This is a genomic window from Arthrobacter sp. P1_B9 (genome assembly GCF_056406495.1).
In genome coordinates this window covers 1-25,277 of record NZ_JBFUAA010000013.1, presented here as the reverse complement: position 1 = coordinate 25,277, position 25,277 = coordinate 1, and the positions used below count along the sequence as shown (strand labels likewise).

The 25,277-nt window shown below is 67.4% G+C and carries 25 protein-coding genes and 1 pseudogene; 14 read left to right on the top strand and 12 right to left on the bottom strand.

Annotated elements, in window-relative coordinates; genetic code table 11:
• Positions 1–203: 203 nt before the first annotated feature.
• Positions 204–1,031 carry a CPBP family glutamic-type intramembrane protease gene (locus tag AC1D1A_RS16525; protein WP_476851638.1) on the top strand — a complete coding sequence of 276 codons (828 nt, stop codon included), beginning with the start codon at positions 204–206 and terminating at the stop codon, positions 1,029–1,031.
• 27 nt (positions 1,032–1,058) lie between these two features.
• Here AC1D1A_RS16525 and AC1D1A_RS16520 read toward each other — a convergent pair whose 3' ends face one another.
• From AC1D1A_RS16520 to AC1D1A_RS16510, 3 genes are all read right to left on the bottom strand, one after another.
• Complete coding sequence (locus AC1D1A_RS16520) at positions 1,059–2,789, bottom strand: SulP family inorganic anion transporter (protein WP_476851639.1); 1,731 nt, start codon at positions 2,787–2,789, stop codon at positions 1,059–1,061.
• A 227-nt stretch (positions 2,790–3,016) separates the two neighbouring features.
• Positions 3,017–3,442: a DUF302 domain-containing protein gene (locus tag AC1D1A_RS16515; protein ID WP_476948200.1), complete on the bottom strand. Its 426-nt coding sequence runs from the start codon at positions 3,440–3,442 to the stop codon at positions 3,017–3,019.
• A gap of 28 nt (positions 3,443–3,470) precedes the next feature.
• Positions 3,471–3,728, bottom strand: coding sequence for a metal-sensitive transcriptional regulator (locus tag AC1D1A_RS16510; protein WP_476851641.1), 258 nt, complete (start codon positions 3,726–3,728; stop codon positions 3,471–3,473).
• A gap of 189 nt (positions 3,729–3,917) precedes the next feature.
• On the opposite strand from AC1D1A_RS16510, the gene AC1D1A_RS16505 reads away from it, so the two are divergent.
• Positions 3,918–5,327 (top strand): MBL fold metallo-hydrolase, encoded by a 1,410-nt coding sequence (locus AC1D1A_RS16505; RefSeq protein ID WP_476948199.1) that lies wholly within the window; start codon positions 3,918–3,920, stop codon positions 5,325–5,327.
• 96 nt (positions 5,328–5,423) lie between these two features.
• Positions 5,424–6,728, top strand: a complete 1,305-nt coding sequence (locus AC1D1A_RS16500; protein WP_476948198.1) for an MFS transporter — start codon at positions 5,424–5,426, stop codon at positions 6,726–6,728.
• Here the strand turns inward: AC1D1A_RS16500 and AC1D1A_RS16495 are convergent.
• The 4 genes from AC1D1A_RS16495 to AC1D1A_RS16480 all read right to left on the bottom strand — a co-directional run bounded on the left by AC1D1A_RS16495 (position 6,725) and on the right by AC1D1A_RS16480 (position 9,535).
• Positions 6,725–7,168, bottom strand: coding sequence for a universal stress protein (locus tag AC1D1A_RS16495; RefSeq protein ID WP_476948197.1), 444 nt, complete (start codon positions 7,166–7,168; stop codon positions 6,725–6,727). The genes AC1D1A_RS16500 and AC1D1A_RS16495 overlap by 4 nt on opposite strands.
• A gap of 538 nt (positions 7,169–7,706) precedes the next feature.
• Positions 7,707–8,471, bottom strand: a complete 765-nt coding sequence (locus tag AC1D1A_RS16490) for a sulfite exporter TauE/SafE family protein (protein ID WP_476851644.1) — start codon at positions 8,469–8,471, stop codon at positions 7,707–7,709.
• Positions 8,468–9,076, bottom strand: coding sequence for a rhodanese-like domain-containing protein (locus AC1D1A_RS16485; RefSeq protein WP_476948196.1), 609 nt, complete (start codon positions 9,074–9,076; stop codon positions 8,468–8,470). The genes AC1D1A_RS16490 and AC1D1A_RS16485 overlap by 4 nt, the downstream gene beginning before the upstream one ends.
• A gap of 156 nt (positions 9,077–9,232) precedes the next feature.
• The gene (locus tag AC1D1A_RS16480) at positions 9,233–9,535 is read right to left on the bottom strand and encodes a rhodanese-like domain-containing protein (RefSeq protein ID WP_476851646.1); all 303 of its coding nucleotides are present in this window, start codon (positions 9,533–9,535) and stop codon (positions 9,233–9,235) included.
• Between the two features lie 235 nt (positions 9,536–9,770).
• Here AC1D1A_RS16480 and trxA point away from each other — a divergent pair, with 235 nt between their 5' ends.
• Together trxA and AC1D1A_RS16470 are read left to right on the top strand one after the other, a co-directional pair.
• Positions 9,771–10,136: a thioredoxin gene (gene trxA / locus AC1D1A_RS16475; RefSeq protein WP_230007315.1), complete on the top strand. Its 366-nt coding sequence runs from the start codon at positions 9,771–9,773 to the stop codon at positions 10,134–10,136.
• A gap of 302 nt (positions 10,137–10,438) precedes the next feature.
• Entirely contained in the window at positions 10,439–11,413 is a 975-nt protein-coding gene (locus AC1D1A_RS16470; RefSeq protein ID WP_476948195.1) for an aldo/keto reductase, read from the top strand.
• 89 nt (positions 11,414–11,502) lie between these two features.
• Here the strand turns inward: AC1D1A_RS16470 and AC1D1A_RS16465 are convergent, their stop codons facing one another.
• The gene (locus AC1D1A_RS16465) at positions 11,503–12,555 is read right to left on the bottom strand and encodes an adenosine deaminase (protein ID WP_476948194.1); all 1,053 of its coding nucleotides are present in this window, start codon (positions 12,553–12,555) and stop codon (positions 11,503–11,505) included.
• Between the two features lie 48 nt (positions 12,556–12,603).
• Between AC1D1A_RS16465 and AC1D1A_RS16460 the strand changes: the two genes are divergently transcribed.
• Together AC1D1A_RS16460 and AC1D1A_RS16455 are read left to right on the top strand one after the other, a co-directional pair.
• Positions 12,604–15,219, top strand: coding sequence for an excinuclease ABC subunit UvrA (locus AC1D1A_RS16460; RefSeq protein WP_476948193.1), 2,616 nt, complete (start codon positions 12,604–12,606; stop codon positions 15,217–15,219).
• A gap of 301 nt (positions 15,220–15,520) precedes the next feature.
• On the top strand, positions 15,521–16,171 hold the full coding sequence (locus AC1D1A_RS16455; RefSeq protein ID WP_476948192.1) for a transglycosylase family protein: 651 nt from the start codon (positions 15,521–15,523) through the stop codon (positions 16,169–16,171).
• Between the two features lie 119 nt (positions 16,172–16,290).
• Here the strand turns inward: AC1D1A_RS16455 and AC1D1A_RS16450 are convergent, their stop codons facing one another.
• Positions 16,291–16,818 (bottom strand): hypothetical protein, encoded by a 528-nt coding sequence (locus AC1D1A_RS16450; RefSeq protein ID WP_084476203.1) that lies wholly within the window; start codon positions 16,816–16,818, stop codon positions 16,291–16,293.
• Between the two features lie 305 nt (positions 16,819–17,123).
• On the opposite strand from AC1D1A_RS16450, the gene AC1D1A_RS16445 reads away from it, so the two are divergent.
• Positions 17,124–18,020: an MSMEG_6728 family protein gene (locus AC1D1A_RS16445; protein ID WP_476857480.1), complete on the top strand. Its 897-nt coding sequence runs from the start codon at positions 17,124–17,126 to the stop codon at positions 18,018–18,020.
• Positions 18,021–18,164: 144 nt separating this feature from the next.
• On the opposite strand, the gene AC1D1A_RS16440 is transcribed toward AC1D1A_RS16445, so the two are convergent.
• Positions 18,165–18,644 carry a hypothetical protein gene (locus AC1D1A_RS16440; RefSeq protein WP_476948191.1) on the bottom strand — a complete coding sequence of 160 codons (480 nt, stop codon included), beginning with the start codon at positions 18,642–18,644 and terminating at the stop codon, positions 18,165–18,167.
• A 194-nt stretch (positions 18,645–18,838) separates the two neighbouring features.
• Between AC1D1A_RS16440 and AC1D1A_RS16435 the strand changes: the two genes are divergently transcribed.
• Positions 18,839–19,858 (top strand): response regulator transcription factor, encoded by a 1,020-nt coding sequence (locus AC1D1A_RS16435; protein WP_476948190.1) that lies wholly within the window; start codon positions 18,839–18,841, stop codon positions 19,856–19,858.
• Here AC1D1A_RS16435 and AC1D1A_RS16430 read toward each other — a convergent pair.
• Together AC1D1A_RS16430 and AC1D1A_RS16425 are read right to left on the bottom strand one after the other, a co-directional pair.
• Positions 19,855–20,334 carry a signal peptidase I gene (locus AC1D1A_RS16430; protein ID WP_476948189.1) on the bottom strand — a complete coding sequence of 160 codons (480 nt, stop codon included), beginning with the start codon at positions 20,332–20,334 and terminating at the stop codon, positions 19,855–19,857. The genes AC1D1A_RS16435 and AC1D1A_RS16430 overlap by 4 nt on opposite strands.
• Positions 20,335–20,609: 275 nt before the next feature.
• On the bottom strand, positions 20,610–21,227 hold the full coding sequence (locus AC1D1A_RS16425; RefSeq protein WP_476948188.1) for a TasA family protein: 618 nt from the start codon (positions 21,225–21,227) through the stop codon (positions 20,610–20,612).
• A gap of 188 nt (positions 21,228–21,415) precedes the next feature.
• Between AC1D1A_RS16425 and AC1D1A_RS16420 the strand changes: the two genes are divergently transcribed.
• From AC1D1A_RS16420 to AC1D1A_RS16400, 5 genes and pseudogenes are all read left to right on the top strand, one after another.
• Entirely contained in the window at positions 21,416–22,360 is a 945-nt protein-coding gene (locus AC1D1A_RS16420) for an SDR family oxidoreductase (protein WP_476948187.1), read from the top strand.
• Positions 22,361–22,397: 37 nt separating this feature from the next.
• Entirely contained in the window at positions 22,398–22,787 is a 390-nt protein-coding gene (locus AC1D1A_RS16415; RefSeq protein WP_476851652.1) for a DUF1622 domain-containing protein, read from the top strand.
• 40 nt (positions 22,788–22,827) lie between these two features.
• Positions 22,828–23,616: an isocitrate lyase/PEP mutase family protein gene (locus AC1D1A_RS16410; RefSeq protein ID WP_476948186.1), complete on the top strand. Its 789-nt coding sequence runs from the start codon at positions 22,828–22,830 to the stop codon at positions 23,614–23,616.
• A 171-nt stretch (positions 23,617–23,787) separates the two neighbouring features.
• The gene (locus AC1D1A_RS16405) at positions 23,788–24,477 is read left to right on the top strand and encodes a YqjF family protein (protein ID WP_476948269.1); all 690 of its coding nucleotides are present in this window, start codon (positions 23,788–23,790) and stop codon (positions 24,475–24,477) included.
• 108 nt (positions 24,478–24,585) lie between these two features.
• Positions 24,586–25,277 (top strand): annotated as a pseudogene (locus tag AC1D1A_RS16400) (hypothetical protein); the annotation flags it as partial.

Here is a 25,277-nt window from a genome sequence, read left to right as displayed (position 1 = left end):
CCGCGAGTAGAAAACCAGCGCGGGGTCACTTATGGCCCATCAAAGCGCCACGGACCGGCCGTAAGTGACCCCGCGTTGTTCTCGTGATGCCAGCGGAACGCCGGCTGCGGTCCGCGGAGGGTGCCCGTTTCGGCATTGCTGGATTCGGGGGCGCCCGCGGGCGGACAATGAGCCGTATCCGTCCCTGCTCCCCAGGAGCCGTCATGCCGCGTTTCAAGGTCTGGCTGCAGCGTCACCGCCTCCCGGCGTTCTTTGTCCTGGCCTTCGCGATCTCCTGGTGCTCCTGGCCGCTCTATGCGGCCGGGCTGATGCCGCAGTTCGAATTCCTGCCGATCGGTCCGCTGGCTGCGGCCCTGATGGTCATTGGGCTCGCCGAGGGCAGGGCCGGCTTCCGGGCGTGGGGCCGGCGGCTCATCCGGTGGCGGGTGGGCTGGGTCTGGTACGCCGTGGCCCTCCTCCTCCCGCCGTTGATGGCCTTGGTCACCGGATTCGCGAACATGGCACTCGGCGCCCCTGCACCGGGGCTGGCCCAGGTGACGTGGTCCGGGCTCCTGGCCGTTTTTGCCGTGCGCCTGGTCAATCCGCTGGACGGACCTCTGGGAGAGGAACCCGGTTTCCGCGGGTATGCCCTGCCGCTGCTCCAGGCGAGGTGGGCGCCGCTGCGGTCCGCGGCACTCCTGGGCGTTGTGGTGGCCCTCTGGCACGTTCCACTGGTCGTGTTCGGGCAGCTCAGCCTGATCGGGCTGCCCACCACCTTCGCCATCACCTTCCTCTACGTGTGGCTGTTCAACCGCACCGGCGGAAGCGTGCTGCTCACCTACCTCTTCCACGACAGTCAAGGCACGTTTACGGTGGGTTCCTTCGGTTTCTCCGGTGCCGAGGCTGGCCGGGCGGAACTGATCTACTTCGCCGTCGTGGTTCTGGCAGTCCTGACCACCGTTGTCCTGGACCGGGGTGCCTGGCGCGCGGCGCCTGCCTCCGCCGTCGACTCCGTGCTGCTCACTTCGGGGTCAGATCGTATCCACCGCTAAGGAGGAACCACGTCTGCTCCCCTGCCGTCACTCCTCGGCGCTCCATTGGGCACCGGTCTGGGCCATGTAGGCGGCGACCGCTGCCTCGGTGGTGGGATAGAAATGCTCCGGCTCGATTTCGCGGGTCAATCCGTACTTTTCGATCTTCTCCCGGGTCCTGTGCTTGACCTCGGCGAACACCAGGGAGATACCCTGCGCGTTCAGTTCGACATCCAGATCGAGCAAGACGTCCGCGGCGGTGGTGTCCACGTCCGTGATCGGCTCGGCCGCGATGACGATCCACCGCGGTTTGGGTTCCGTCCGGGCCAGGTGCCGGATGTTGTCGCGGAACGGCCGGACGTTGGCGAAGAACAACGGGGCGTCCCACCGGTAGATCACCAGGCCGGGCAGGTGCTTCGCATCCGGGTGGACGCGGATGTCGTGAAACCCCTCATAGCCGGGCACCCGCCCGATCACGGTCTCGTACGGCCACCACGCCCGGCGGAAGATGTTCAGGATGGACAGCCCCACCGCAATGCCGATGCCGGGCAGGACGCCCAGGAACGCGACCCCAAGGAAGGCGGCCATGCACAGGTAGAACTCGGTGCGCCTCTGGTGCCAGAGCCGAACCGTTCCGGGAATGTCGGCGAGGGAGATCGACGCCGTCATCACCACGGCCGCCAGTGCCGGCTGTGGCAGGTTCCGGAACAGCCCCGGCAAAAACACCAGCATGAGGAGAATCAGCACGGCGCCCGTCACGCCCGTGAGCTGCGACTTCGAGCCGGAACGTTCAGCGACAGCGGTCCGGGATCCGCTGGTGCTGACCGGGAAGCCCTGGAAGAGGCCCGCGGCCAGGTTCGCGGCACCGATCCCGATCATCTCCTGGTTGCCGCGGATTTCCTGCCCGGTGCGTGCGGCGAACGCCGTCGACGTCGAGATCGTGTCCGTCAAGGACACCAGCGCAATACCGAGGGCCCCGGCGAACATCAGCCCGAGGTCCGCGAAGTCCACCTGGGGAATGGTGAACGGCGGGAATCCCCGCGGGAGTTCCCCGACCAGCGAGACGCCCTTTGCGGCCAGATCGAAGACCGCCGTGGCCGCGATCGCGGCGACCACCATGACGAGTACCGCCGGGACCTTGGGCAGCCACCGCTGCAGAACCAGTATCAGCACAATCCCGCCGATGCCGACCGCCGCCGCGGCGACCACTGTCTCGCCATTGGCCACGCCCTCGACGAATCCGACCAGGTCGCCAATGAAGTTTTCGCTTTCGATCTTGAACCCGAAGAGCTTCGGGAGCTGGCCCACCAGGATGGTGATCGCGAGACCATTCATGTAGCCGATCATCGTCGGCTTGGAGATGAGGTCGGCGATGAAGCCGAGCTTGGCCACGGACGCCAAGACCATGATGGCGCCGACCATGAGGGCAAGCATCGACGCGAGCGCGATCGCCTTCTGCGGGTCGCCGTCGGACGCGACAAGGGGCAGGACCGTCGCGGCGATCATGGGCCCGAGGGCAGAGTCGGGCCCCAGGACCAGGATGCGGGACGGGCCAAAGACCGCGTAGGCGAGCAGGCAGAGGATGCTCGTGTACAGCCCGGTGATCGGCGGCAGCCCCGCCAGCTCGGCATAGGCCATGCCCTGCGGAACGAGCAACGTCGTCAGGACAACCCCGGCAACGATGTCCTTGCCGAACCAGTCCTTATGGTACGTAGCCACGGCATTGAGTCCGGGCGCCGCCTGGCGCAGCCAGCCCTTGCGCTCGCGGGTCTTCGTCATATCTGCACTCTGCCGCCCGCCCCCGCCCCGCGCATCCCCCGGCAAGGGTGAGCCGGGGCCAGCCGTGGCGGCGTCTACTGACAACGCGGGCGTGCACGCACAACTCATCTACCCTCGGATCCCCCCGGAACAACTCCAGAGGCTGACATCCAAACGGTAGTGTTGATGCCTCAGCACCGGCCGGCGGCCCGGCCGGGCATGTTGATGCCGTCGAGGTAGGGAGTGCTTCAGTTCCCCGGGATTTCTGCACCGCTGAGTGTGCGCAGAGCTGCCCGGAGCCGTGCGTCGGCGTCGTTGGCGACGTCGCGGACGGCCGGGCTGTTGCTGAGCTTGACCATGGTTTGCGGGTCGATGGCCTGGATGGTGGTCTCGGCGGCGTCCTTGCCCCGGCGGACGACGACGTTGCAGGGCAGCAGCGCGCCCATGTCCGGTTCTGCGGAGAGTGCCCGACTGGCCAGGGCCGGGTTGCAGGCGCCCAGGATCATGTAGTCGCCGAGCTCCTCGGCGGCACCGGCGCCGAGTTTGGCCTCAAACGTGGCTCGGACGTCGATCTCCGAGAGAATGCCGAAGCCTTGTCCGGCGAGGGCCTCGCGGGTGCGCTGCACAGCCTCTTCCCAGGTCAGCGGGACCGTGACGGTATGCGTATAGCTCATGGCTGCTCCTGCGGTAATAGTGGCGGCATCAGGCAAGGGACAGGAAGAGCTTTTCCAGATCCTTGGTATCCATGCTCGTGTCCCCGCGGAGAAGGCACTGCTCGAGGCCGGTCGCGATGATGGCGAAGCCTGCCCGGTCCAAAGCCTTCGAGACAGCGGCGAGCTGGGTGACGATGTCCTTGCAGTCCTTCCCCTCCTCGAGCATGCGCGTGACGCCGGCGAGCTGTCCCTGGGCGCGCTTGAGCCGGTTGATGATCGGGGTGAGTTCGGTCGAATCAAGTTCCATGGCGGGCTCCAAAGGTGGGCGGTACTTTGCCAATTGTATACCCCGGCGGGTATAACGGCCAGCAGTGGGAAGCCGGCAGCCAGCCTGCCGCATGCCGGTTGCAAGATACCCCCAGGGGTATTATCGTTGTGGGTAGACCGACGGAGAATCCCCTCCCGGAAACTCCCCCGCCCAGCGAAAGAGAGCCCCATGCTTATCGAGCGTATTTACGACGAAGACCTCGCCCAGGCCAGCTATTTCATTGGCTGCCAGGCCAAGGGTGAGGCGGTCGTTGTTGACCCGCGCCGCGACATCGCCGTGTACCGTTCCCTGGCCGCGGCCAACGGGATGAAGATCGTGGCCGTCACCGAGACCCACATCCACGCGGACTTCCTGTCCGGCACCCGCGAACTCGCCGCCGCGACCGGCGCCACCGCCTACGTCTCCGGCGAGGGCGGGGACGACTGGCAGTACGGCTTCCAGGCCGAACGCCTCAACGACGACGACGTGATCACCCTGGGCAACATCACCGTCAAGGCCCTGCACACTCCGGGCCACACCCCGGAACACCTGTCCTTTCTGATCACCGACGGCGCGTTCGCCGACACCCCCGGCTATCTGCTCTCCGGTGACTTTGTCTTCTCCGGGGACCTGGGGCGCCCGGACCTGCTGGACGAGGCCGCGGGCGGCATCGACACCCGCTTCGCCGGCGCCAAGCAGCTGTTCGCCAGCCTGCGCGATAAGTTCCTGACCCTGCCCGACCACGTCCAGGTGCACCCCGGCCACGGGGCCGGCAGCGCCTGCGGCAAGGCCCTCGGCGCCATCCCCTCCAGCACGGTCGGCTACGAACGGCTCTACGCCTGGTGGGGCCCCTACCTGGCCGCCAACGACGAGGAGGGCTTCATCGCCGAGCTCCTCGACGGCCAGCCCGACGCGCACGCCTACTTCGGCCGGATGAAGCGCGAGAACCGGGAGGGCCCAGCAGTGATGGGCGAACGCGCCCCCCTGAGCGAACTCGCCACCGAAACTGTTGCCCAGGGCCTCGCCGCTGACGCCATGACGTTCGTGGACACCCGCTCGAACGCCGAAGTCCACGAAGGCACCGTCACCGGTTCCCTGAACATCCCCTTCGGCAAGTCCACCGCCAGTTTCGGCGCCTGGGTGGTCAACCCCGAAACCGACAAGAACCCGCTCGTACTCCTGGCCCCCAGCCAGGCCGCCGCGCAGGAAATGTGGGACCACCTGGTCCGCGTCGGCATCGACGACGTCGCCGGCTACGTCACAGGCCTCGAAGGCCTGCCCGCCAGCACCCCCAAGCTCATCCAGCCTGAAGAACTGGATGGCTTTGAGGCCGCGATGGTCCTGGACGTCCGCAACCGCACCGAACACGCCGCAGGACACATCCCCGGCTCCCACCAGCTCAGCGGCGGCCGCGTGATGTGGAACCTGGACCAGCTCCCCTCCGAAGGCACCATCGTGTCCTACTGCCAGAGCGGGGTCCGGAACTCCGTCGCGGCCAGCGCCCTGCGCCGGGCCGGCTACGACGTCGTCGAACTCGACGGCAGCTACGCCGGATGGGCCGCCTGGCAGCAGGCTCGGGAATCTGTTTCCAGCAACTGATCGCGGCACGACCCGAAGTAATTAATTGACAGCGTTGGCGGCGGCCGGGACACCCGGCCGCCGTCGACGCATGTCCCGGACAACTGGAGTTCAGAGATGACGCCCGGCAACACCCCGTCACCGCAAGGCCGCGCAGTCCGGCGGGAACGCCCACAGCGCACCGGCATCACCCTGGGCCTGCGTCAGAACCTGGCCCAGTTCATACTCCTGGTCGCCGTCAATGCCCTAGTCGGCGGCACCCTCGGCCAGGAACGCACCGTGCTGCCGCTGCTGGCGGACCAGGTCTTCCACCTTGACCTCTACACGTCCGCCCTGACCTATATCGTGGCCTTCGGACTCGCCAAGGCCGGCACCAATTACTTCGCCGGCACGCTCTCGGACCGTTACGGCCGAAAACCCGTCCTTGTGACCGGCTGGCTCATCGCCATCCCCGTGCCGCTACTGCTGATCTTCGGAACCTCCTGGGGTTGGATCGTTGCCGCCAACGTGATCCTCGGCATCAGCCAGGGCCTCACCTGGTCCACCACTGTGGTCATGAAGATGGACCTCGTCGGACCCTCCCGGCGCGGCCTGGCGATGGGCCTGAACGAGGCTGCCGGCTACCTCGGCGTCGCCGGGACCGCCCTGGCCACCGGCTACATCGCCACCAACTACGGGCTCCGCCCTGGGCCGTTCCTGCTCGGCGCCGCCTACATCGCCCTGGGACTGGGCCTGTCCGTTCTGGCCGTGAAGGAAACCCAGGGCTACGCCAGAGTGGAGGCCGTCAACCACACGGCCGCCCACGCGGCCGCCCACGGGGAACTAAGCAACCGGGAGATCTTTACCCTCACCAGCTTCCGGGACAAGTCCTTGTCCTCGGTCAGCCAGGCCGGCATGGTCAACAACCTCAACGACGGCCTCGCCTGGGGCCTGTTTCCGCTCCTTTTTGCCGCCGCCGGGCTGAGCATCGAGAAGATCGGCATCCTGGCCGCCGTCTACCCTGCCGTCTGGGGCGCCGCGCAGCTCGTCACCGGAGCCATGTCGGACAAATACGGCCGTAAATGGCTGATCGTCGGGGGCATGCTAGTCCAGGCCGTAGCGCTCGGCATCGTTGCCTTCGGCACCGGCTTCGGGATCTGGTTCGCCGCCGCCGCATTCCTCGGTCTCGGAACAGCCATGGTCTACCCCACCCTGCTCGCCGCCATCGGCGACGTCGCTCACCCGCAGTGGCGCGCACGCTCAGTGGGAATCTACCGGCTCTGGCGCGACGGCGGCTTCGCCGTCGGCGCCCTGCTCTCCGGCATTCTCGCGGACGCCTACGGCATCCCCGCTGCCGTCGCCGTCGTCGCGGCCCTCACCGCGTTGTCGGGAATCCTCGTGGCCGTCCGGATGCGCGGCACCGACCACAAACCTGCAATCTAAGGAGCCGCCCTGGCACCGGTACGGACCACCAGCACAGGACAACGGGCATGGTGCACCGCATGGCTCGATACCGACCCCAGTCGCATTTCGGCGAAGCCGCCATGGCCACGCGATCCGACCACCAGGAGATCGGCCCCGGCCGCAGCCTTCAGGAGCACCTCCGCGGTATGCCCCTCCTTCACTTCACCGGTGACCGCAACACCGGACCCGGATGCCCGCCGCAGCGCATCTGCGTGCACATTCCGGGCGTTGTCGCCGAAGGCTTCATGGTCCTCAGCCTTGCCAGCGGCGTCCCCGAGGAGGGGGTAGTGCCATGCTGTGACAACGTGAACCTGCCCGGCTCTCAGCCGGGCTTCCTGAAGGGCCCATTCCAGAGCTGCCAGTGACGAGTCCGACCCGTCGACCCCAACAACAACCCGGAAGACCGCCTCTGCCGCCATCGAGCCTCCCGATACGCGTCTGCCTGGCACAACGTCGTGCCGCACGGCCCACGATCCTCCCGCTGCGCAGTGGAATCAAGGGGACAACTCGGCTGGAGCCGGACGCGGTGGCGATGCTGCGCCCAGACCGTTGGCGGCCTCAAAACACTCCCTCGAAGGCTGCCTTGGCGCCGGCACGCGGGGCTGCCGCTCTATCTCGCGGTGAAGTCTTCACCCGCATAAATACCCCAGGGGGTATACTGATGAGACTATCCACTTATGCAAGGGAGCAACCAGATGTGCCGTGCGGTGACATGTAAGAAATGCCAGAAGACCACATGGGCAGGCTGCGGCCAGCACGTCGACCAGGTCATGCGCGGGGTTCCGAGCTCCCAGCGTTGCCGAGGGCACGAGCAGGAAAAGTCGACCGGCAAGGGCTTCTTCGCGAAGCTGTTCGGGCGGTAGGTGGACCCTGCCGGCGCCCAAGCACAGGCGTTGAGGAAGGGAAAGCGCCGGAGGACATGTCCTCCGGCGCTTTTTTCACGTTCCCTGGCGCCCCTCAGGACAGGAGCGCCTGCACAGCGACGTAGGCGGCGATCACCAGCACCAGGATTCCAAAGCCACGCTTGAGGACCCTGTCCGGGATGCCGGTGCCGATCCGCCCTGCCGCGAGTGAGGCGGCCATCGCGGTGACGGCGAAGGCCGCCGTGACGGCCCAGTCGATCTGCAGATCACCCAGGTGGGCGGCGAAGCCGGCGGCCGAGTTGATCACGATGATCACGAGGGAAGTTCCAACAGTCAGCGCCATCGGGAGTCCGAGAGCCAGGGTGAGTGCCGGGACGATCAGGAAGCCGCCCCCGACGCCGAGTAGACCGGTCAGGAACCCGACGACGGCGCCGGTGGCGATCGCCTTGGGCAGGCAGCTGCGCCAGTTGACGCCGCCGCCGGGCAGCGCGCAGGCGCCGCCGACGGATGTCGACGGCATCAGCATCCGGATGCCGGCGAAGACCATGATCGCGGCAAAAGCCAGCAGCAGGACCTTCGGGTCCAGCAACCTGTTGACCATCGCGCCGAGGTAGGCCGTCACGGTGCCTGCGGCGCCGATGATCAGCGCCAGTCTCCAGTTCACCCCATTCCGCAGCCGGGGCAGCACCGCGACGGCGGAGGATGCGCCGACGACGACCAGCGACGTCGGGATCGCCGCCGCAAGCGGCAGCCCCACGCCATAGACCAGGGCGGGCACGGCGAGGATGGATCCGCCGCCTCCGACCAGGCCCAGCAGGCCACCGACGATCAGCCCGAACGCCGCCGCGGAAATGATCACGCCTTCGCGTCCAGGCTCTTTAGGGCCTGGTGCGCGGTGGGCTCGTTCGCGGAGCGGTTCCACGGCATCTTGGAGAGCACCTGACCCATGGCACAGCTGTTAGTGGCTGCGGAGAACGTCAGGCCAGCACCGATGCCGCCGGCAATTAGGCCTAGTTTGGGCGAGATGAACTTGCTGCCGAGCATGCCGGCAAGGACAAGGGAGCCGGCGGTCATCCGGACCTGGCGTTCCAGGGCCCAAGTGCCACGGCCGCGGACGACGTTCCCGCCGGCGGCCGCGTAGGCGGGGACCCCGCCAGACAGAACGCTGGCACTGGCCAGGCCTACGGCGTCCAGGTGCTTGCGGGCCTGCTCGGCCCGGTTACCGGATTGGCAGACGAGGACCACGCGGGTACCCATTTTTGCCGCGAATTCTTCCGCGTGTTCGCTGAGCATGGACAGCGGCACATGGTACGAGCCATTGATGTGCATGGCATCGAACTCTGCGCCGCTGCGCACATCAATGACCATGAGATCGTCGTGGTTATCTTCCCAGGCCTTCAGGGTCGAGGCATCGATTGACTTGGGAGCGCTAAGAACAGGGGTGGTCGTATTCAAGGAATTCATGATCTCTTTCGGTATTTCTTGGAGCATTTCTTGTGGCGGCCCGCTAATACGCAAAGCCGCCCTCCACCGCCCGGTTCGCCACGTCAGGGACACGGTCCGGGCAAATGGAAGCCCGGGCGGCGCTTGGGGGCGTGCCGCCCGGGCAGTCTGGTGGGGTCAGGCGGTCGGGAATCCCGCGGCAGTCCAATCAAGCATTCCGCCGGGCACGGTGTAAGCCGTGTAGCCTGCGGCCGCCAGCTGGTCAGCCGCTGCCGCACTGCGGCGTCCGCTGCGGCACACGGCGATGACCGGACGGGACTTGTCCAGGTCGCTGAGGCGGCCGGCCAGTTCGCCCAGGGCAATGTGCGTGGCACCGGGGATCATGCCTTCGGCGATTTCAGCGGGTTCGCGCACATCCACGATCTGGGCATCGCTGCCGGTCTTGAGCTGTTCCGCGAGCTGCTGCGGGGTGATTTCCATGTGCTGGACCTTTCGGTAGGACTGGCCTGTTGAGCGGAAAAATGTTGAGCGGCAAAATACGGGACCAGGGGTTGCCCGGGAAAGACCCGCGCCGGCGTAGGTCAGGCGCAGGAAAAGTGTGCGGATATCCTCCAAGGCGGGCATCTTTCCCTCTCCATCATGATACCCCCTGGGGTATAAATGCAAACCCGGCGCCACGCTTGCTGATATACCCCCGGGGGTATAATATTTTGCCATGGCAACCATCGACATTTCCGAGAAAACCTTCAACGACACCATCACCGGCAACGGCATCGTGCTGGTGGACTTTTGGGCAGCCTGGTGCGGCCCGTGCCGGATGTTCGCCCCCACGTTCAGCAAGGCGTCCGACAACCACACGGACGTCGTCTTCGCGAAGGTGGACACGGAGGCCGAGCCCGGCCTCTCCGCCGCCGCCCGCATCACCTCCATCCCCACCCTGATGGCCTTTAGGGACGGGATCCTCGTCTTCTCGCAGCCCGGGGCAATGAACGCGGCCGGGCTGGAACAGCTCATCACCGCCATCAAGGACCTGGACATGGACGAGGTCCGGGCGAAGATGGCAGCCGCCCCGGCGTCGTAGGGATCAAGCGGCCCCCAGCCATTGCCTGGGCGATCGCCCTCGCATGCTCATACTGACGATCCGCGGGTCTGGAGGTCTGCAGCCGTTCTGGCTGGGTCCGATGGCATACGCCGTTTTCACTCCCGGGCCGGACCGGCATTACGCGAGCCAGGGAGCACCGAGCCAAAGCAGACCTCCCGTTGTGTCCCCGGCCCGATGGGCCTAGAGTTGCGGTCTGCCCACCGCGCGCCGTCCCGCCGCTGAACATGCGCCGGATCAGGTGCCGGACAGGGCGTCCAACCGTTCCCGTTGAGGAGATATCTATGGAAACCCGCACGCTCGGTACACTCACCGTCTCGGCCCTGGGGTTGGGCTGCATGGGCATGAGCGAGTTCTACGGCCACGGCGAGGATAACGAGTCCGTCGCCACCATCCAGGCGTTTCTCGACGCCGGCGGAAGCCTGCTCGACACCGCGGACATGTACGGCCCGTTCACCAATGAGGAGCTTGTGGGCCGGGCCATCGCAGGGCGGCGCGACGACGTCGTCCTGGCCACCAAATTCGGCAACGAACGGCGGCCCGACGGATCCTGGGTGGGCATCAACGGCTCCCCCGACTACGTGCGCGCCGCTTGCGATGCCAGCCTGCAGCGGCTGGGCGTGGACCACATCGACCTGTACTACCAGCACCGGGTGGACAAGACCGTCCCGATCGAGGAAACCGTCGGGGCCATGGCGGAGCTGGTCCAGGCCGGCAAGGTCCGGCACCTTGGCCTGTCCGAGGCCAGCGCCGACACCGTGCGCCGGGCCCACGCGGTGCACCCCATCACCGCCCTGCAGACCGAATACTCGCTGTGGGAGCGCGAGCCGGAGACCAAGGTCTTCCCGGTCCTCGCCGAGCTCGGCATTGGCTTTGTGCCCTACAGCCCGCTGGGCCGTGGATTCCTGACCGGCCAGTTCCGCAGCCCCGAGGACTTTGCCGCAGACGATTTCCGCCGGCACTCCCCGCGCTTCCAGGGCGAGAACTTTGACCGCAACCTGCAACTCGTGGACCGGGTCAAGGAGTTGGCGGACGCGAAGGGCTGCACCCCGGGGCAACTGGCACTGGCCTGGCTGCTGGCCCAGGGCGAGCACATCGTTCCCATCCCCGGCACCAAGAAGGTCAACCGGCTGCGGGAAAACCTGGGCGCCGCCGACGTCGAACTCTCCGCCGAGGACCTGGCCCGCCTGGACGAACTGGCTCCCGCCGGGGTGGCAGCCGGAGCGCGCTACCCGCACATGGACTCGATCGACGTCTAAACCGGCCGTTCGACAGCCAACGCGGGGTCACTACGCGCCCGTCCGGGGCCTCCGGATGGGCGCGTAGTGACCCCGCGTTGCTTGGGTGGTTAGTGTCCGGACGCGGCGAGCTCGGCCAGCAGCTCGGCCTTGCGTTCCTCGCTCGCGAAGGAGGACCGGATCGAGTTCGCGGCCATCCGGACGCAGTCGAACTCGGACAGGCCGATCACCGATTTCAGCTGCGCGAAGTTGTCGTCCACGTACCCGCCGAAATACGCCGGGTCGTCCGAGTTCACGCAGACATTCAGCCCCGCCGCGAGCATCGCCGGCAGCGGGTGCCCGGTCAGGGTGTCCACCGCGCGGAGCCTGACGTTGGACAGCGGGCACACGGTCAGCGGCATGAGCTCGTCCACCAGCCGTTCCACGAGCTCCGGGTCCTCCATGCAGCGGATGCCGTGATCGATCCGCTCCACGTCGAGGAGGTCCAGCGCGTCGATGATGTACGACGGCGGGCCCTCCTCGCCGGCGTGCGCGATCCGGTGCAGCCCGGCGTCCTTGGCCCGGGCGAAGAGCCGCTCGAATTTGGCCGGCGGGTTGCCCACCTCGGCGGAATCGAGCCCGATGCCGGCGATCGGGGCGCCCATGGCGAGCAGCTGCTCCAGCACCTCGAGGGCGGAGTCCTCGGTGAGGTCGCGCAGGAAGGCCGCGATCAGGAGGGTGGAGATGCCGAACTCTTCGCGGGATCCGGCCAGCACCGAGGCCACGCCGTTGACGCACGTCGCCAGCGGTATCCCGCGGGACAGGTGGGCCTGCGGGTCCAGCATGATCTCGGCGTGCCGGACCCCGGCGAGCGCCGCCCGGGCCAGGTAGGCGCGGGTCATGTCGGCGAAGTCCTGCTCCGTCTGCAGCACGGCCATGTTGGCGTAGTACAGGTCCAAAAAGGACTGCAGGTCAGTGAATTCGTAGCGCGAACGCAACTCGTCCAGGTCCGCATAGGGCAGTGCGATCCCGTTGCGTTCCGCCAGCGCGAAGATCAGCTCCGGTTCCAGCGTTCCCTCGATATGCAGGTGCAGCTCGGCGACCGGGAGCGGGAGCGGTTCGCCCGTCTCCGGTTCTTCCGGCTGTTCCGCTGTCAACTGGGCATCGCCGTCGTGTGTTTCCATCCGGTAAGGATATGCCCGGCGCTCCCCGGAGCGGATAGAGTCGAACCAATGCAAAGTAAACAGCATGCTTCCCATTTGCCGCGCCCGGCCGGCCGGGACCTCATTCCTGATCTCGCTCCAGGCAATCCGACGGACGGTTTTGTCCGGGTGCGCGGCGCCCGTGAGAACAACCTGCGCAACGTGGACGTGGACGTGCCCCGCGACGCAATTGTCGCCTTCACCGGCGTCTCCGGCTCGGGCAAGTCCTCCCTCGCGTTCGGCACCATCTATGCCGAGGCGCAGCGCCGCTACTTCGAATCCGTGGCCCCCTACGCCCGCCGGCTCATCCAGCAGGGCCACAACCCCAAGGTGGAAATGATCACCGGGCTGCCGCCCGCCGTCGCGCTCCAGCAGCGCCGCGGGACGCCGAGTTCGCGCTCCACGGTGGGCACCCTCACCACGCTGTCCAACTCTTTGCGCATGCTCTTCTCCCGCGCCGGCAGCTATCCGGACGGCGCCGGCCCGCTGGACTCGGACGCTTTTTCGCCGAACACGGCCGCCGGCGCGTGCCCGGAGTGCCACGGCCTGGGGATCGCGCACACCGTCACCGAGCCCTCCCTGGTCCCGGACACTTCGCTGAGCATCCGCGACGGCGCCATCGCCGCCTGGCCCGGGGCCTGGCAGGGCAAGAACCTGCGCGACATCCTCACCCACCTGGGCCACGACGTCGACACCCCCTGGCGGAAGCTGCCCAAAAAGGACCGCGACTGGATCCTGTTCACCGAGGAACAACCCGTGGTGGAGGTGACGCCCCAGCGCGACCGCGTGGCCAAGCCGTACAAGGGCCGGTTCTGGAGCGCCAGGAGCTATGTGCTGCATACGCTCGCCGATTCCAAGAGCACCACAATGCGCGAGAAGGTGCTGCGCTTCATGGAAACCGGCCCGTGCCCGGTCTGCAGCGGCAGCGGCCTGACCCCGGCCGCGCTCGCCGTCACCTTCGCCGGGCACACCATCGCCGAGCTCAACGCCGTCCCCATGACCGAACTGGCGGACATCATCCGCCCCACCACCGAACTCACTGAGGCCGGCACCGCCTCCCGGAAGCAGTCATCCGGCGAGGGCAACGAGGTGGCCGTCGCCATCACCCGCGACCTCCTGCAGCGCGTCACCGTGCTGCTGGACCTCGGCCTGGGCTACCTGGCGCTGGGCCGGTCCACGCCCACGCTCTCCCCCGGCGAAATGCAACGGCTCCGGATCGCCACCCAGCTCCGCTCCGGGCTGTTCGGCGTGATCTACGTGCTGGACGAGCCCTCCGCCGGACTGCACCCCGCCGACGCCGAGCCCCTCCTCGCAGTCCTGGACCAGCTCAAGTCCTCCGGCAACTCGGTGTTCGTGGTGGAACACAACATGGACATCGTCCGCCGCGCCGACTGGCTGGTGGATGTCGGTCCCCGCGCCGGTGAAGGCGGTGGCGAGGTGCTCTACAGCGGCCCCGTGGCCGGTCTCGCCGAGGTAGACGCGTCCGTGACCCGGCCGTTCCTGTTCCCGGACGGTTCGGCTGGTTCGGACGACGGCGGCGTCCGCCACAGCGCGGACGACGGCGGCGGGTCCCCCGCCAGCGGTACCCGGCGGGAGGCGGCCGGCTGGCTGGAACTGCGCGACATCAGCCGCCACAACCTGCGCGAACTCGACGCCGACTTCCCGCTCGGCGTGCTGACCGCGGTCACGGGCGTCTCCGGCTCCGGCAAGTCCACGCTGGTCAGCCAGGTCCTGGCCGAGGTGGTCGGCGCCAGGCTGCACCCGGAGCCAGACGCTGCCAAGGCCCCCGAGGACCTGGAGGCCGACGCCGGTGAGTCCACCGGGCCGCTCAGTGTCGGACCGGTCTCAGGCCTCGACCAGCTGGACCGGCTCGTCAAGGTGGACCAGAAACCGATCGGCCGCACTCCGCGCTCCAACCTCGCCACTTACACCGGCCTCTTCGATGCGGTCCGCAAGGAGTTCGCGGCCACGGACGAGGCCAGGGCGAGGGGCTTTGGTGCCGGCCGCTTCTCCTTCAACGTTGCCGGCGGCCGCTGCGAGACCTGCCAGGGCGAGGGCTTCGTCGCCGTCGAACTGCTGTTCCTGCCCGGCAGCTACGGCCCCTGCCCCGAGTGCCATGGCACGCGCTATAACCCGGAAACCCTTGAAGTGACGTACAAGGGCAAAAACGTGGCGGAGGTGCTGGGCCTGACGGTCAATGCCGCCGCAGAGTTCCTCGAAGGGGTACCGGCAGCGGCGCGCAGCCTGCAAACACTGCGCGAGGTGGGCCTGGGCTATCTCCGCCTCGGCCAGCCGGCCACCGAGCTCTCCGGCGGCGAGGCCCAGCGCATCAAACTCGCCACCGAACTGCAGCGTGCCCAGCGCGGCCACTCCCTCTACCTGCTGGACGAGCCCACCACCGGCCTGCACCCGGCCGATGTCCAGCTCCTCATGGCCCAACTGCACCGGCTCGTGGACGCCGGCAACACCGTCATCGTGGTGGAACACGACATGGATGTGGTGGCCGCAGCGGACTGGGTGATCGACCTCGGCCCGGCCGGTGGCGACGCGGGCGGCGAGATCGTGGCGATCGGGACCCCGACCGCCGTCGCGGGCTCCACGGAGAGCCGGACGGCTCCGTACCTGGCCGCAATGCTCGGAAGCTGATCCACGCGGGGCGCGGGCGTCGGCGTCGGGGCCGGCGTCAACGCGGGTCACGGACGTCGGCGCCACTGCGGGCCGGATGATAACGGCAGAAGCAGGGAAAGTAACGTCTTGATAACGGCGCGGGGCTGACTTAGCCTAGTGTCCATGCCCGGCAACCGGGTATTGCATGCCCGGTGCTACCACCACCAGATACTGCCCGACCGGTAGACACCGCTATGACCTCTATTGTCAGGGGCGGGCAGTGGCGTAAAAACGTCCGGGGACGGACCGAGCGCTGGTGGGCCTCAGGAGCATCTAAACCATGAAGAAATCAACCTATGGCACTGCCGCGCGCCGCGGCGTCACTTTTGCGGCCGTCTCAATTGCAGGCGTGGCCCTGTCCGCCTCGGCCGCGAACGCGGCCGTACCGGCCACAGCCCCTGCCTCCACGTGGGACTCGCTGGCCCAATGCGAAAGTGGCGGGAACTGGGCCACCAACACAGGAAACGGATACGCGGGCGGGCTGCAATTCAGCGCCAGCACGTGGGCGGCCCATGGCGGCACGGGATCTCCGGCCAATGCCAGCCGTGCGCAACAGATCGCCGTCGCCGAGAAAGTGCAGGCCAGCCAAGGCTGGGGCGCGTGGCCAGCCTGCGCCGCCAAGCTGGGACTGCGCGGCGGCGCCGCAGCTCCGCAGAGTGCAGCCACATCACAGCGGCCCGCCGCGATTCCCGTCGCAGCCAAGGCCCCCGCCAGATACGCCCCTAAGACAGCCGTGCCGGCACCCCGCCACGTTGCACCGGTAGCCGTAAGCGGCCAGACCTACACCATCCGGAGCGGCGAAACCCTGAGCACGATCGCCGGGAAGCTCAACATCGCCGGAGGCTGGCACGCGCTGGCCGACGCCAACACGGCGACCATCAGCAACCCCCATCTGGTGTTCCCGGGCCAAGTGCTGCAGCTGCCCGCATAGGGCGGTTACAGCACTTGGCGTACAGCACGACACACAGCACGACGCCGGAGCGATCCCGCAAAGGGGACGCTCCGGCGTCGTGGTGCTTCAGTGAGCCGTGCTGGCTCAGCCGTGCGGGCTCAGGCGGCCTGTGGGATTTCGCGGATAATCCGCACTTTCCAGGCGGCGTCGTCGCTCGTGTCCAGCAGGGCCACCGTGCCCATGGCCAGATGCAGCGCTACCCGTTTCGCGGCGAGGAGCTCAAGGTAAAGGCTTTCGTTCATCCGGGCCGGGGCGTCAATAACGTACTTCACAGCGTCGCGGACTTTGCGGTAGTTGGCGCTCCGCTCCCGGTGAAGGTGCAATTCCAGCATCCGGCGCTGCTTGATCCTGGGCTCGTGGCGGTTCAGCCAGGACACCGCGGCGTGGACGGCTACCACCAGGGTCAGTGAGATGACGTAGATCTCCCAGCCGCTCGAGAGCAGGAACAGGGGCAGGTTGGCGATCGCCACCGCGGCGATGAAGAGGCGGAGGGCCACCAGGCGCCGCATGGTGAGGGCCACGCCAGCCATAGCCGCGCGGAATCCGCGCTGCTCGTCGCGGGCGGCAACCGGATCCAGCGTGAATTCCTCCAGCACCACTATCCCGTGGGCGTCGGGGCTGAGCATTTGTCCGTACCTGGGCACGAACGGCGCCGGTGCCACACTTACTGTTGGTGGCTCTGCTGTAAAGGGCAGCGCAGTAATGGGCTCCGCTGACTTAGGCTCTGCTAGAGATGGTTCTGCTGAATAAGGCTCTGCTTGATAAGGCTCTGCTTGATAAGGCATGGGCGTGTCTTCCGTGGCGGCGGGAGTGGTTCATGTTATTTTAGCGGCTCCCCAGCACGCCTGTCTGCCCTGTTCCGTCATGTGAGCACCCTCACCGCCGCGCGCCAGCAATTGGCGCATTTGGTCCGTGGCCTCAAACTGGAGAGATGCAGACTTTCCTCCCCTTCCCTGATTTCCAGCAGAGCGCCGCGGTTTTGGACCGTGTGCGGCTCGGCAAGCAGCGCGTCGAAGCGCTGCAGATCCTGCGTGCGCTGGTGATCCCGGAGTACGGCTGGCAGTCGCACCCGGCGATCAGGATGTGGATGGGGTACGTTCCTGCGCTGACCATGTACGGCCTGGCCATGGTGGATGAATGGACGGCCCGCGGCGGCGAGGACACCATGCGCGAGAAAATCATGGAGTTCGCCCCGCAGGCGGCCCACCCCGACTACGCCGCCAAGATCCCGATGCCGCCATGGCTTGGCAATGCGGATTTCCACCTCAGCCACCGGTCCCGGTTGATCGCCAAGGATCCGCGGTTCTACACAGAGGTATTCCCCGGCACGGACCCGGACCTGGAGTACATCTGGCCCGAACCGAAGCACGAGCTGGTGCCCGAGGATCCAGCCGGGGACCGCATGTGGGTCCTGCGCCTGCCCCTCGGCGACACCGAGCCCGCACAGCTGAAGACTGTCAGCCTGCCGCCGGTTGGCCGCAGCAAGGTCCCTGCGGACGACGACTACCAGTTCGTTTACGCCGACTCAGGCTCGCGCCGTCCCAGCAAGGTGCGCAAGCTGCCCCCGAAGCAGCTCGTCAAGAAGCCCACCCGCAAGCGCCAGCAGCAGGAGGAGGCGTTCACCACCCTGCCCGGCAACTCCGTGGTTGCCATCCCGGTCAACGACGGCGCCGCCTTCGCCGTCGGCAAGGTCCTGGGCCGCCCGATCACGGTTGATGGCCAATTCGCACGCAACTTCCAGGTCGACGAGATCGTGGACCGCTCCGCCTTCGATTACCCTGCCCTGATGCAGGATCCGCGGGCCTTCTTCCCGATCCCGGCGAGGTAGCAAAGGGCCGCACTGAACGACGCCGGGCGGCCCCGGGCGGGTCCCGGCGTCGTTCGCTGCGATCGCCGCGATGGCGGAGTCCGGCGCGGGCACGCGGTTCGGCGGCGGAGTCCGGCGCGGGCACCCGGTCCGTCGGCACGCTGTTCAGCAGGTGACAGATTGTTGCAGAACCGGCCCGGTCCATGGGCCTACCCGGGCGGAGAAAGTGAACGTGTAGGTTCCCTTGCCGTTGCCTTTGCTGAGAACCTTAACCTCATGCGTGGTGTCCTCGGGGGCAATCTCGCTCACTGCTTGGGGCCCGGTCGGAGACGTCAACGTCGCCGTATACCCCGTGGCCCGGCTCACAGCGGCGAAGCCCGTGAAACTGATGGCTGCACCCTTTTTCCCCTGGTCGGTGGTGCATACCAGCGTGCCGCCGATGGATGCCGGAGCAGGGACCGTATAAGTGCCCACGTTCAGGGCGGCAGTGGTTCGCGCCGTGAACGCCCCGTAGGCCATCCCGGGAGCCCCCAGCACCAAGGCCACTGCCAGAGCGACGGCCAGCAGCCCAGTCCTGTGAGCCAACCCCGCGGGCGAAACCTGCGGGGATGCCGCAGAGTGCTTGGCGAGGTTCACTGATGGCACTTTCTCTCCGGGCCGTTGATCGTTGCCTCAACTCTGACAGCCGAGCCTCAACACCGCGCCGGGTTGAACTTCAACTTTTGCTCAAGAAAACCTGTTAGCCTGAATCCCACTGTTACGCCTGTGGCTTGTGTCACACTCCGTGACGCGTGGGGTGGTTGCTACTCACGGGTCAATTGGTCTTAGAAGCTGGGGTTATGTTGGATTCACCGGGTCAGCTCCGTGCTGTGGTTGTAGAGGGCGACGACGACGTGCGGCTCCTCATCTGCCGGACACTTCAGTTGCAGGGCTTCGCCGTCTTTGAAGCCGGTTCCGGAGCCGAAGGCCTCCTGAAGATCCAGGAACACCGCCCGGACCTTGTCACGCTGGAACTGGAGCTTCCGGATTTGGACGGCGTGGAGGTCTGCCGCCGGCTGCGCAAATTCTCCGATGCCTACGTCGTCATGATCACGGCCCGGTCGGACGAGATCGACGAGGTGATGGGACTGGAGATCGGTGCGGATGATTTCATTCGGAAGCCGTTCAGCCCGCGCTCGGTTCAGGCCCGGGTGACGGCAGTGATGCGGCGGCACCGGCCCACCGCGCAACGCCCCACGCCGCGGCGCCGTGCAACGGATTTCATGCCGGCCGCTCTCACAGCGCCCGCTCCCGGGGACTCAGCGCACCGGGACTCAGCGTCCGGTACGCCCGGGGCGCCCGGTGCCCCTGGGGCGCCTCCCCGCCGTCGTGCGAGCGACGTCGGCGCCGTCCCCCCGGTCTCCTTGCAGGCCAGCGCCGCCGCGCCCGCGGCGTCCGGGGAGCAGTCGCCCGAGTCCACCGCAGCCACAGGTTCCGGCATCCGGCACTCAGATGCCCACGGCGTCCTCCGGCACGGGCCGCTGGTTGTCGAGGCCGAGGGCCGGGTGGCGTCCCTCCATGGTGTCGAACTGGAATTGACGCGCACCGAATTTGATCTCCTGGAGGCCCTGGCCGGGGCACCGCGTCGTGTGTGGACCCGGAAGGCCCTGTTGACCCAGGTCTGGGGCAACGAATGGCCCAGGGAGGAGCACCTCGTGGAGGTGCACGTCGGCAACCTGCGCAAGAAACTTGGCGACAATGGCCGCGAACCGCGGTTCATCCGCACGGTGCGCGGCGTTGGCTACCGCATGGCGCCGGTGGAAGCAGCGGCCAATCCCGCCGGCTTGCGCGGAATCCAGGACCACGCCTCCGCCGGTTAGCGCGGCTTCCGCCAGATCGCCGTCAGCACGACGACGACGAACAGGGCAGAGGCGCCGTAGAGGAGGATCGACTGGGCAAGCGGCTCACGCAGGGCCCTGATGCCGTGGCCCAGATACGGCACGACTCCGGCCTGCGTGTAGACGTAGTCCTCGGACAACACCGCAGTCCAAGGGTCTGGACCGGCGTTCGCGTCGCCCTTGGTGGTCACCGACGTCGCGCCGGCATCGTCGCGCTTGATGCTCGCCACCCGGTGGGTTTCAATCCGGTGATCGTCAATGGGGATGCTGTAGGTGATGACGTCGCCGACCTTCAGCTCGGAGACCGGCGTCTTCACGCTGACGACGACGTCCCCCGGGTTGATCCCCGGCGACATGCTCCCCGTGAGCATGGTGGACGTCTGGTAGTTCAGGAAGCGCGGCCCGACGGCGAGGAAGAGAAATACTAAGGCAGCGGCGACGAGGAGGACCGTGAGCACAGCACTCCCCGCGGCGCCTACCGCCTTGGACAACAGACGCCCCCGTGCGAGCGGCATCGGTTGAGCCCGGCGTCGTGCACGGCTGGATACGGAATGGTCCTGGACTGGACTGTCCTGCACGGTGCCATCTGCTGGGGGGAGGTCGGTGGAGTCCCTCGAATCTGCGGTGATTGCTGCGCTCACGGGACGGTACCTCCTGCCGGTGTTGCTGGTACGGGTAAAACCGGGGGCTCAGTACGGCCGAGACCAGGCCGCACTGAGCCCCCGGAGACCAGTTACTTGTTGGCGGCGGCGCGCTGGACGGCGTCGAACACGAAGTTGATGGTGCTGGACAGGCCTTGGAACGTGTTGTCCGCAGTGACCGGCACAGTGGTGGTGACTCGGAGGTAATCGGTTTTCGTGGCCGTCAGAGAGGCGAGGCCGGTCAGCGCCATATTGCTGCCCACCACGGCCCGGGTCGACAGGACCGTGGTGGTACTTCCGGAACAGGTGTAGGTGAACGACGGCGACGTGCCAGCCTCTGTCCACGGGACCGAGCACCCATCAACCTTCAACTGGAGACCATTGGCCGAGTCGGAGTCAAGCTTGGAGGACGGCGCGACGGCCGTGGTGGTGAGGGTGACGGAGGCCAGGTTTTGGTCACCGCTGTTGGTCAGGGTGACGGCACGCTGGACGCTGTCACCGGGAACCGCGCCCGAAGCGGCAACACTGAGGCGGTTGTTGGCGCCGGTTCCGACGTCGAACTTCACCGTGCCCGAGCTGACCGCGGCGGAAGCCGAGGTGCTGGACGTGAAGCCACCGTAGGTACCCATCCCGGCCACGCCGGCGGCCGCGGCGAGGAGTGCTGCGGACGCAAGGACCTTGCTGGAGGTGGAATTGAGGTTGAGACCCATCAGAGTTCCATTTCGTGGGGCCGGCCGTGGCTGGCCGGGCGACGTATGTAGCATCCGCCAGCCCCCTGGCTGACCCTTACAACGATGCCCGGCGCAGTTCAAGGCAAGGCTTCAGCGGGCGACAAGATCAGTTCAAGATTTCCTCAAGCCAGTCCGTGGCGCTTCCCGAAGGCTGGCAGACTGGCTTCATGACTATTCTGCTGGCCGGTTGCGGCGATCTTGGCACCGAGGCCGGGCTGCGTTTCGCGGCGGCTGGCCACCGCGTGGTGGGGTGGCGCCGCTCGCCGCAGAAACTCCCGGCCGCCATCGAGGGAGTCGCCGCCGACCTGGGCTCCGCTGAGCTGCCGCCCATCCCGGCGGACACCACCGCCGTCGTCGTCGCGATTGCCGCGGATTCCCCGACCGAGGAGGCGTACCGTGCCGCCTACGTGGACGGGCTGTCGAACGTCCTGGACGCGGTCCTCGCCTCCGGGGCAAACGTCCGCAGGGTCCTGTTTGTGTCCTCGACGGCCGTCTACGGAGATGCCGGCGGCGGCTGGATTGATGAACGCACTACGCCGGAACCCGGCGGGTTCTCGGGCCGCATCATCCGCGAAGCAGAGGAACTCCTCCACAGCCGCCTGCGCGGCACCGGCATCACCCCCGTAGTGCTGCGGCTCGGCGGAATCTACGGCCCCGGCCGGACGCGATTGATCGACCAGGTGCGCGGCGGAACCGCGGTCATTCCTGCTGCTTCGCGTTTCACCAACCGGATCCACCGCGACGACGCCGCCGCCGCGATCGTCCATCTGTGCACCGTGGGCACGGTTCCGGCGGCGGTCTATCTGGGCGTGGACAATGAACCGGCCGAACTCGGCGACGTGCTGGAATTCCTGGCCGCGGAACTGGGACTCCCTCGGCCTGCGTCGGAGTCCACTGGTACCGCGGGTGCGGCGGACGGCGAGGCGGCGGCGGGCGGCACCACCGGCACATCGGCGTCGGGCGGCAAAGCGGCGGGCGGCGAACCCTCCCGGGGCGGAAATAAGCGGGCCAGCAACGGGCTGCTCCGCAGCACAGGTTTCGAGTTTCAATACCCCAGTTTCCGAGAAGGCTACCGAGCCGTTCTCGCCGGTATCGGCGCCCGGCACCCCTAAAGTTTGAATCTCACAGCCCACTTCTCTGAGGGGAACCATGGATTTTCAGCACATTATCGAGTCGGTCGGGGGCTTCATGGACTTCGCCGGTGTGGCCGTCATGGTGGTCGGCGCCCTCGTCTCTATCCCCTTGGCGCTGCGCGGATTCCAGCCGGAACGCCAGCCGGCGGGCTCCGCACCGCTCTCCGTGTACCGCTCCTACCGGCAACTGCTGGGCCGCTCCATCCTCCTCGGGCTCGAGCTGCTCGTCGCGGCCGACATCATCCGTTCGGTCGCCGTCGCGCCGACCTTCGAGGGCGTCGGCGTGCTGGCCATAATTGTGCTCATCCGGACCTTCCTGAGCTTCTCGCTCGAGCTGGAAATCACCGGACGCTGGCCCTGGCAGACTCAGCGCGAGGGATCACCTGACTCTTCCGCGGCAGGCTGAAACCCTTCCGGCTGGCACGGTGCCCCGCTAGGCTCGCGGCATGACAGACCACGCGCGTTCCCGTGCCTCCAAAGCCACCGAGCTGCTCCGTCTCCACCACGCACCGGAAATTCTCCAACTCGTCAACGTCTGGGACGCGATCACCGCGAAGGTCGTTGCCGGCGTTCCGGGGACCAAGGCATTGGCCACGGCCAGCCACTCCATCGCTGCGTCGCGCGGGTACGAAGACGGCGAGAACATTCCGGTGGACGAAATGATCGCCGCCGTCGGGGTGATTGCCGCCGCCACGTCGCTGCCCGTCAGTGCTGATCTCGAAGCGGGCTACGGCAATCCCGGCGAAACTGTTCGCAAGGCGATTGGCGTCGGCGCTGTCGGAGCCAACATCGAGGACCAGATGCGCCCGCTCGCCGACGCCGTTGAACAGATGAGCGCTGTAATCCGCGCCGCCGAGGCCGAGGGCATCGACTTCGTCCTCAACGCCCGCACCGACGCCTTCTTGAAGGGCAAGGACCGGGACCCTTCTGCGGTGCTTGCGGACGCCATTGAGCGCGGCCGGGCCTTCCTCGACGTCGGTGCGACCGCGGTGTTCGTGCCGGGCCTGCTGGACGAGCCGACTGTCACCGCGTTGGTGGAAGGCATTGGGTGGAACAAGGTCTCGGTCATCAATGTGCCCGGATCCCTGGCACCGGCCAAATTGCAGGAACTTGGCGTGGCGCGCATTTCCTACGGCCCGTGGACCCAGCGCGTGGCGCTGACAGCGTTGGCCGATGCGACGGCGGCAGTATTGGCCGGCGGAGCCCTTCCGGAAGGCACCCGGGCATTGAACTGACCCTGCTTCCGCGGACCCTGGCCGATGCCAAGTGACCCCGGCTGCCGTCCAATTCTCATTGTGCCGACCGGCTCGTACACTGCTGACCGAAGACCCTGCCGACGAAGGGAGCTGATCCGATTGGGCGTTGATCCGTGGCCGGCTGCACCCGAGCTTCCGGCGCCAATCATCATGGACCAGCGGTGGTTGGATGCCGTCTTCCTGCACTGGCGCATTCCTGAGGCAGTGGCGGCGCGGTTCATGCCACCAGGCGTCGCGCCGGATGTGTTCGACGGATCCGCCTGGGTGGGGCTAATCGGCTTTCGTATGCAGGGTGCCGGAGTTGGTCGAGGTCCCGGCATCCCCTATTTCGGAAGCTTCAACGAGATCAACGTGCGCCTCTACTCCCGCGAGCCGGACGGCACCCGTGGTGTCGTCTTCCGGAGCCTGGATGCTTCACGCTTGGCGGTGGTGCTGGCCGCGCGGGCGGCCGGGATACCTTATGTGTGGTCGCGGGCGAGCTACGTGGGTGCCGATGGATTTACCGGATCGGCGTCGGCTGGGTATTCCGTGCGACGCTTTCGAGGCGGCACCCGGAGCGATTTCTCGGTCGTCCCTGAGCCCGACGTCGCAGCCACCGACGCGCTGTCGATCCACCTCACGGCGCGGTTCGGTCTGCATTCACAGTTCAGGGGCAGGACCATCTATGTGCCCAACACGCACAGTGCATGGCCGCTGTACCGCGCGCAGCTGTTCGGCCTTGAGGACCAACTCGTGCGCGCCGCGGGAATCGAAGTGGCCGGGCCACCCGAATCCGTACTTTTCTCGCCCGGAGTTCACACGCAGTTTGGCCGCCCACGGGTCCTGCACAGCACGACATGAAACCTGCCTGATCGCCCGTCGATCCGTGGGCAGGTGGCGCCGCGGTCTCAGATTGATCACGCACGGTGCCCTCCTAAAATTGTCGGAGCCCTCAAATAGACTCGAGCCATGGAAGCCGTCAGGGATTTCATCAGGGATTTCACCGCCTGCGGGGACGAGGCGCAGGGCACGGACCGGGGCGCAACCCCGGTCGGGCAATCCGGTATGGACGCCGCCCTGGCCGCGCTGCGGGCGGTGGGTTCGACGGCGGTGGAGGATGCGGGGTCGTGGGGCTTCAGGGCCGCGTCGGACTTCGCCGGCAGCGTGGAGGAAGTCTCCCGCGCGGTGGAGTATCTGCAGCTCGTCGCGGCCGCCGCCGTGGACCGGACCAGGAAGCAGTCCGCAGCCGCGGCCACGGGGGCTGTAACGGGGGCGGTCACCGGGTGGACCACCGGCTGGCGTGAGAGCGGCGCCGGGTGGCAGACCGGCGCACCCGGAACCGCGGAAGCTGCCGGCGCCTCCTTGGCCTCGGCTCCCGCCGGCGGGCCCCGTTCCTCGGCTCCCGCCGGCAGGTCTGTTGGGGCGGTTCCCGCCGGCACCTCCTTGTCCTCGGCTCCCGCCGGAAGCCCCGGAACGGGTGAGCCGGCGGTGCCGGAATCGGTGCTGGATGACGGGTACCGGAACACGGTGGAGTTCCTGCGGGCACGGCTGCGGATCAGCGCCGCGGAGGCCAGGCGCCGGCTCTGCCTCGCCGACACGCTGCTGCCCCGGCAGGGACTCGCCGGCCGGCCCATCCCGCCTCCCGCCCGTGCACCCGGAGC

Excerpts from the sequence above, each read along its gene's own strand:
- AC1D1A_RS16420 (WP_476948187.1), top strand. The coding sequence starts at position 21,416 with ATGACTATTCTGCTGGCCGGTTGCGGCGATCTTGGCACCGAGGCCGGG.
- AC1D1A_RS16510 (WP_476851641.1), bottom strand. The coding sequence starts at position 3,728 with ATGGAACTTGATTCGACCGAACTCACCCCGATCATCAACCGGCTCAAG.
- AC1D1A_RS16445 (WP_476857480.1), top strand. The coding sequence starts at position 17,124 with ATGCAGACTTTCCTCCCCTTCCCTGATTTCCAGCAGAGCGCCGCGGTT.
- AC1D1A_RS16470 (WP_476948195.1), top strand. The coding sequence starts at position 10,439 with ATGGAAACCCGCACGCTCGGTACACTCACCGTCTCGGCCCTGGGGTTG.
- AC1D1A_RS16500 (WP_476948198.1), top strand. The coding sequence starts at position 5,424 with ATGACGCCCGGCAACACCCCGTCACCGCAAGGCCGCGCAGTCCGGCGG.
- AC1D1A_RS16410 (WP_476948186.1), top strand. The coding sequence starts at position 22,828 with ATGACAGACCACGCGCGTTCCCGTGCCTCCAAAGCCACCGAGCTGCTC.
- AC1D1A_RS16460 (WP_476948193.1), top strand. The coding sequence starts at position 12,604 with ATGCAAAGTAAACAGCATGCTTCCCATTTGCCGCGCCCGGCCGGCCGG.
- AC1D1A_RS16515 (WP_476948200.1), bottom strand. The coding sequence starts at position 3,442 with ATGAGCTATACGCATACCGTCACGGTCCCGCTGACCTGGGAAGAGGCT.
- AC1D1A_RS16525 (WP_476851638.1), top strand. The coding sequence starts at position 204 with ATGCCGCGTTTCAAGGTCTGGCTGCAGCGTCACCGCCTCCCGGCGTTC.
- AC1D1A_RS16435 (WP_476948190.1), top strand. The coding sequence starts at position 18,839 with ATGTTGGATTCACCGGGTCAGCTCCGTGCTGTGGTTGTAGAGGGCGAC.
- AC1D1A_RS16480 (WP_476851646.1), bottom strand. The coding sequence starts at position 9,535 with ATGGAAATCACCCCGCAGCAGCTCGCGGAACAGCTCAAGACCGGCAGC.
- AC1D1A_RS16520 (WP_476851639.1), bottom strand. The coding sequence starts at position 2,789 with ATGACGAAGACCCGCGAGCGCAAGGGCTGGCTGCGCCAGGCGGCGCCC.
- AC1D1A_RS16415 (WP_476851652.1), top strand. The coding sequence starts at position 22,398 with ATGGATTTTCAGCACATTATCGAGTCGGTCGGGGGCTTCATGGACTTC.
- AC1D1A_RS16425 (WP_476948188.1), bottom strand. The coding sequence starts at position 21,227 with ATGGGTCTCAACCTCAATTCCACCTCCAGCAAGGTCCTTGCGTCCGCA.
- AC1D1A_RS16505 (WP_476948199.1), top strand. The coding sequence starts at position 3,918 with ATGCTTATCGAGCGTATTTACGACGAAGACCTCGCCCAGGCCAGCTAT.
- AC1D1A_RS16450 (WP_084476203.1), bottom strand. The coding sequence starts at position 16,818 with ATGCTCAGCCCCGACGCCCACGGGATAGTGGTGCTGGAGGAATTCACG.
- AC1D1A_RS16465 (WP_476948194.1), bottom strand. The coding sequence starts at position 12,555 with ATGGAAACACACGACGGCGATGCCCAGTTGACAGCGGAACAGCCGGAA.
- AC1D1A_RS16405 (WP_476948269.1), top strand. The coding sequence starts at position 23,788 with ATGGACCAGCGGTGGTTGGATGCCGTCTTCCTGCACTGGCGCATTCCT.
- AC1D1A_RS16485 (WP_476948196.1), bottom strand. The coding sequence starts at position 9,076 with ATGAATTCCTTGAATACGACCACCCCTGTTCTTAGCGCTCCCAAGTCA.
- AC1D1A_RS16455 (WP_476948192.1), top strand. The coding sequence starts at position 15,521 with ATGAAGAAATCAACCTATGGCACTGCCGCGCGCCGCGGCGTCACTTTT.
- AC1D1A_RS16495 (WP_476948197.1), bottom strand. The coding sequence starts at position 7,168 with ATGGCGGCAGAGGCGGTCTTCCGGGTTGTTGTTGGGGTCGACGGGTCG.
- trxA (WP_230007315.1), top strand. The coding sequence starts at position 9,771 with ATGGCAACCATCGACATTTCCGAGAAAACCTTCAACGACACCATCACC.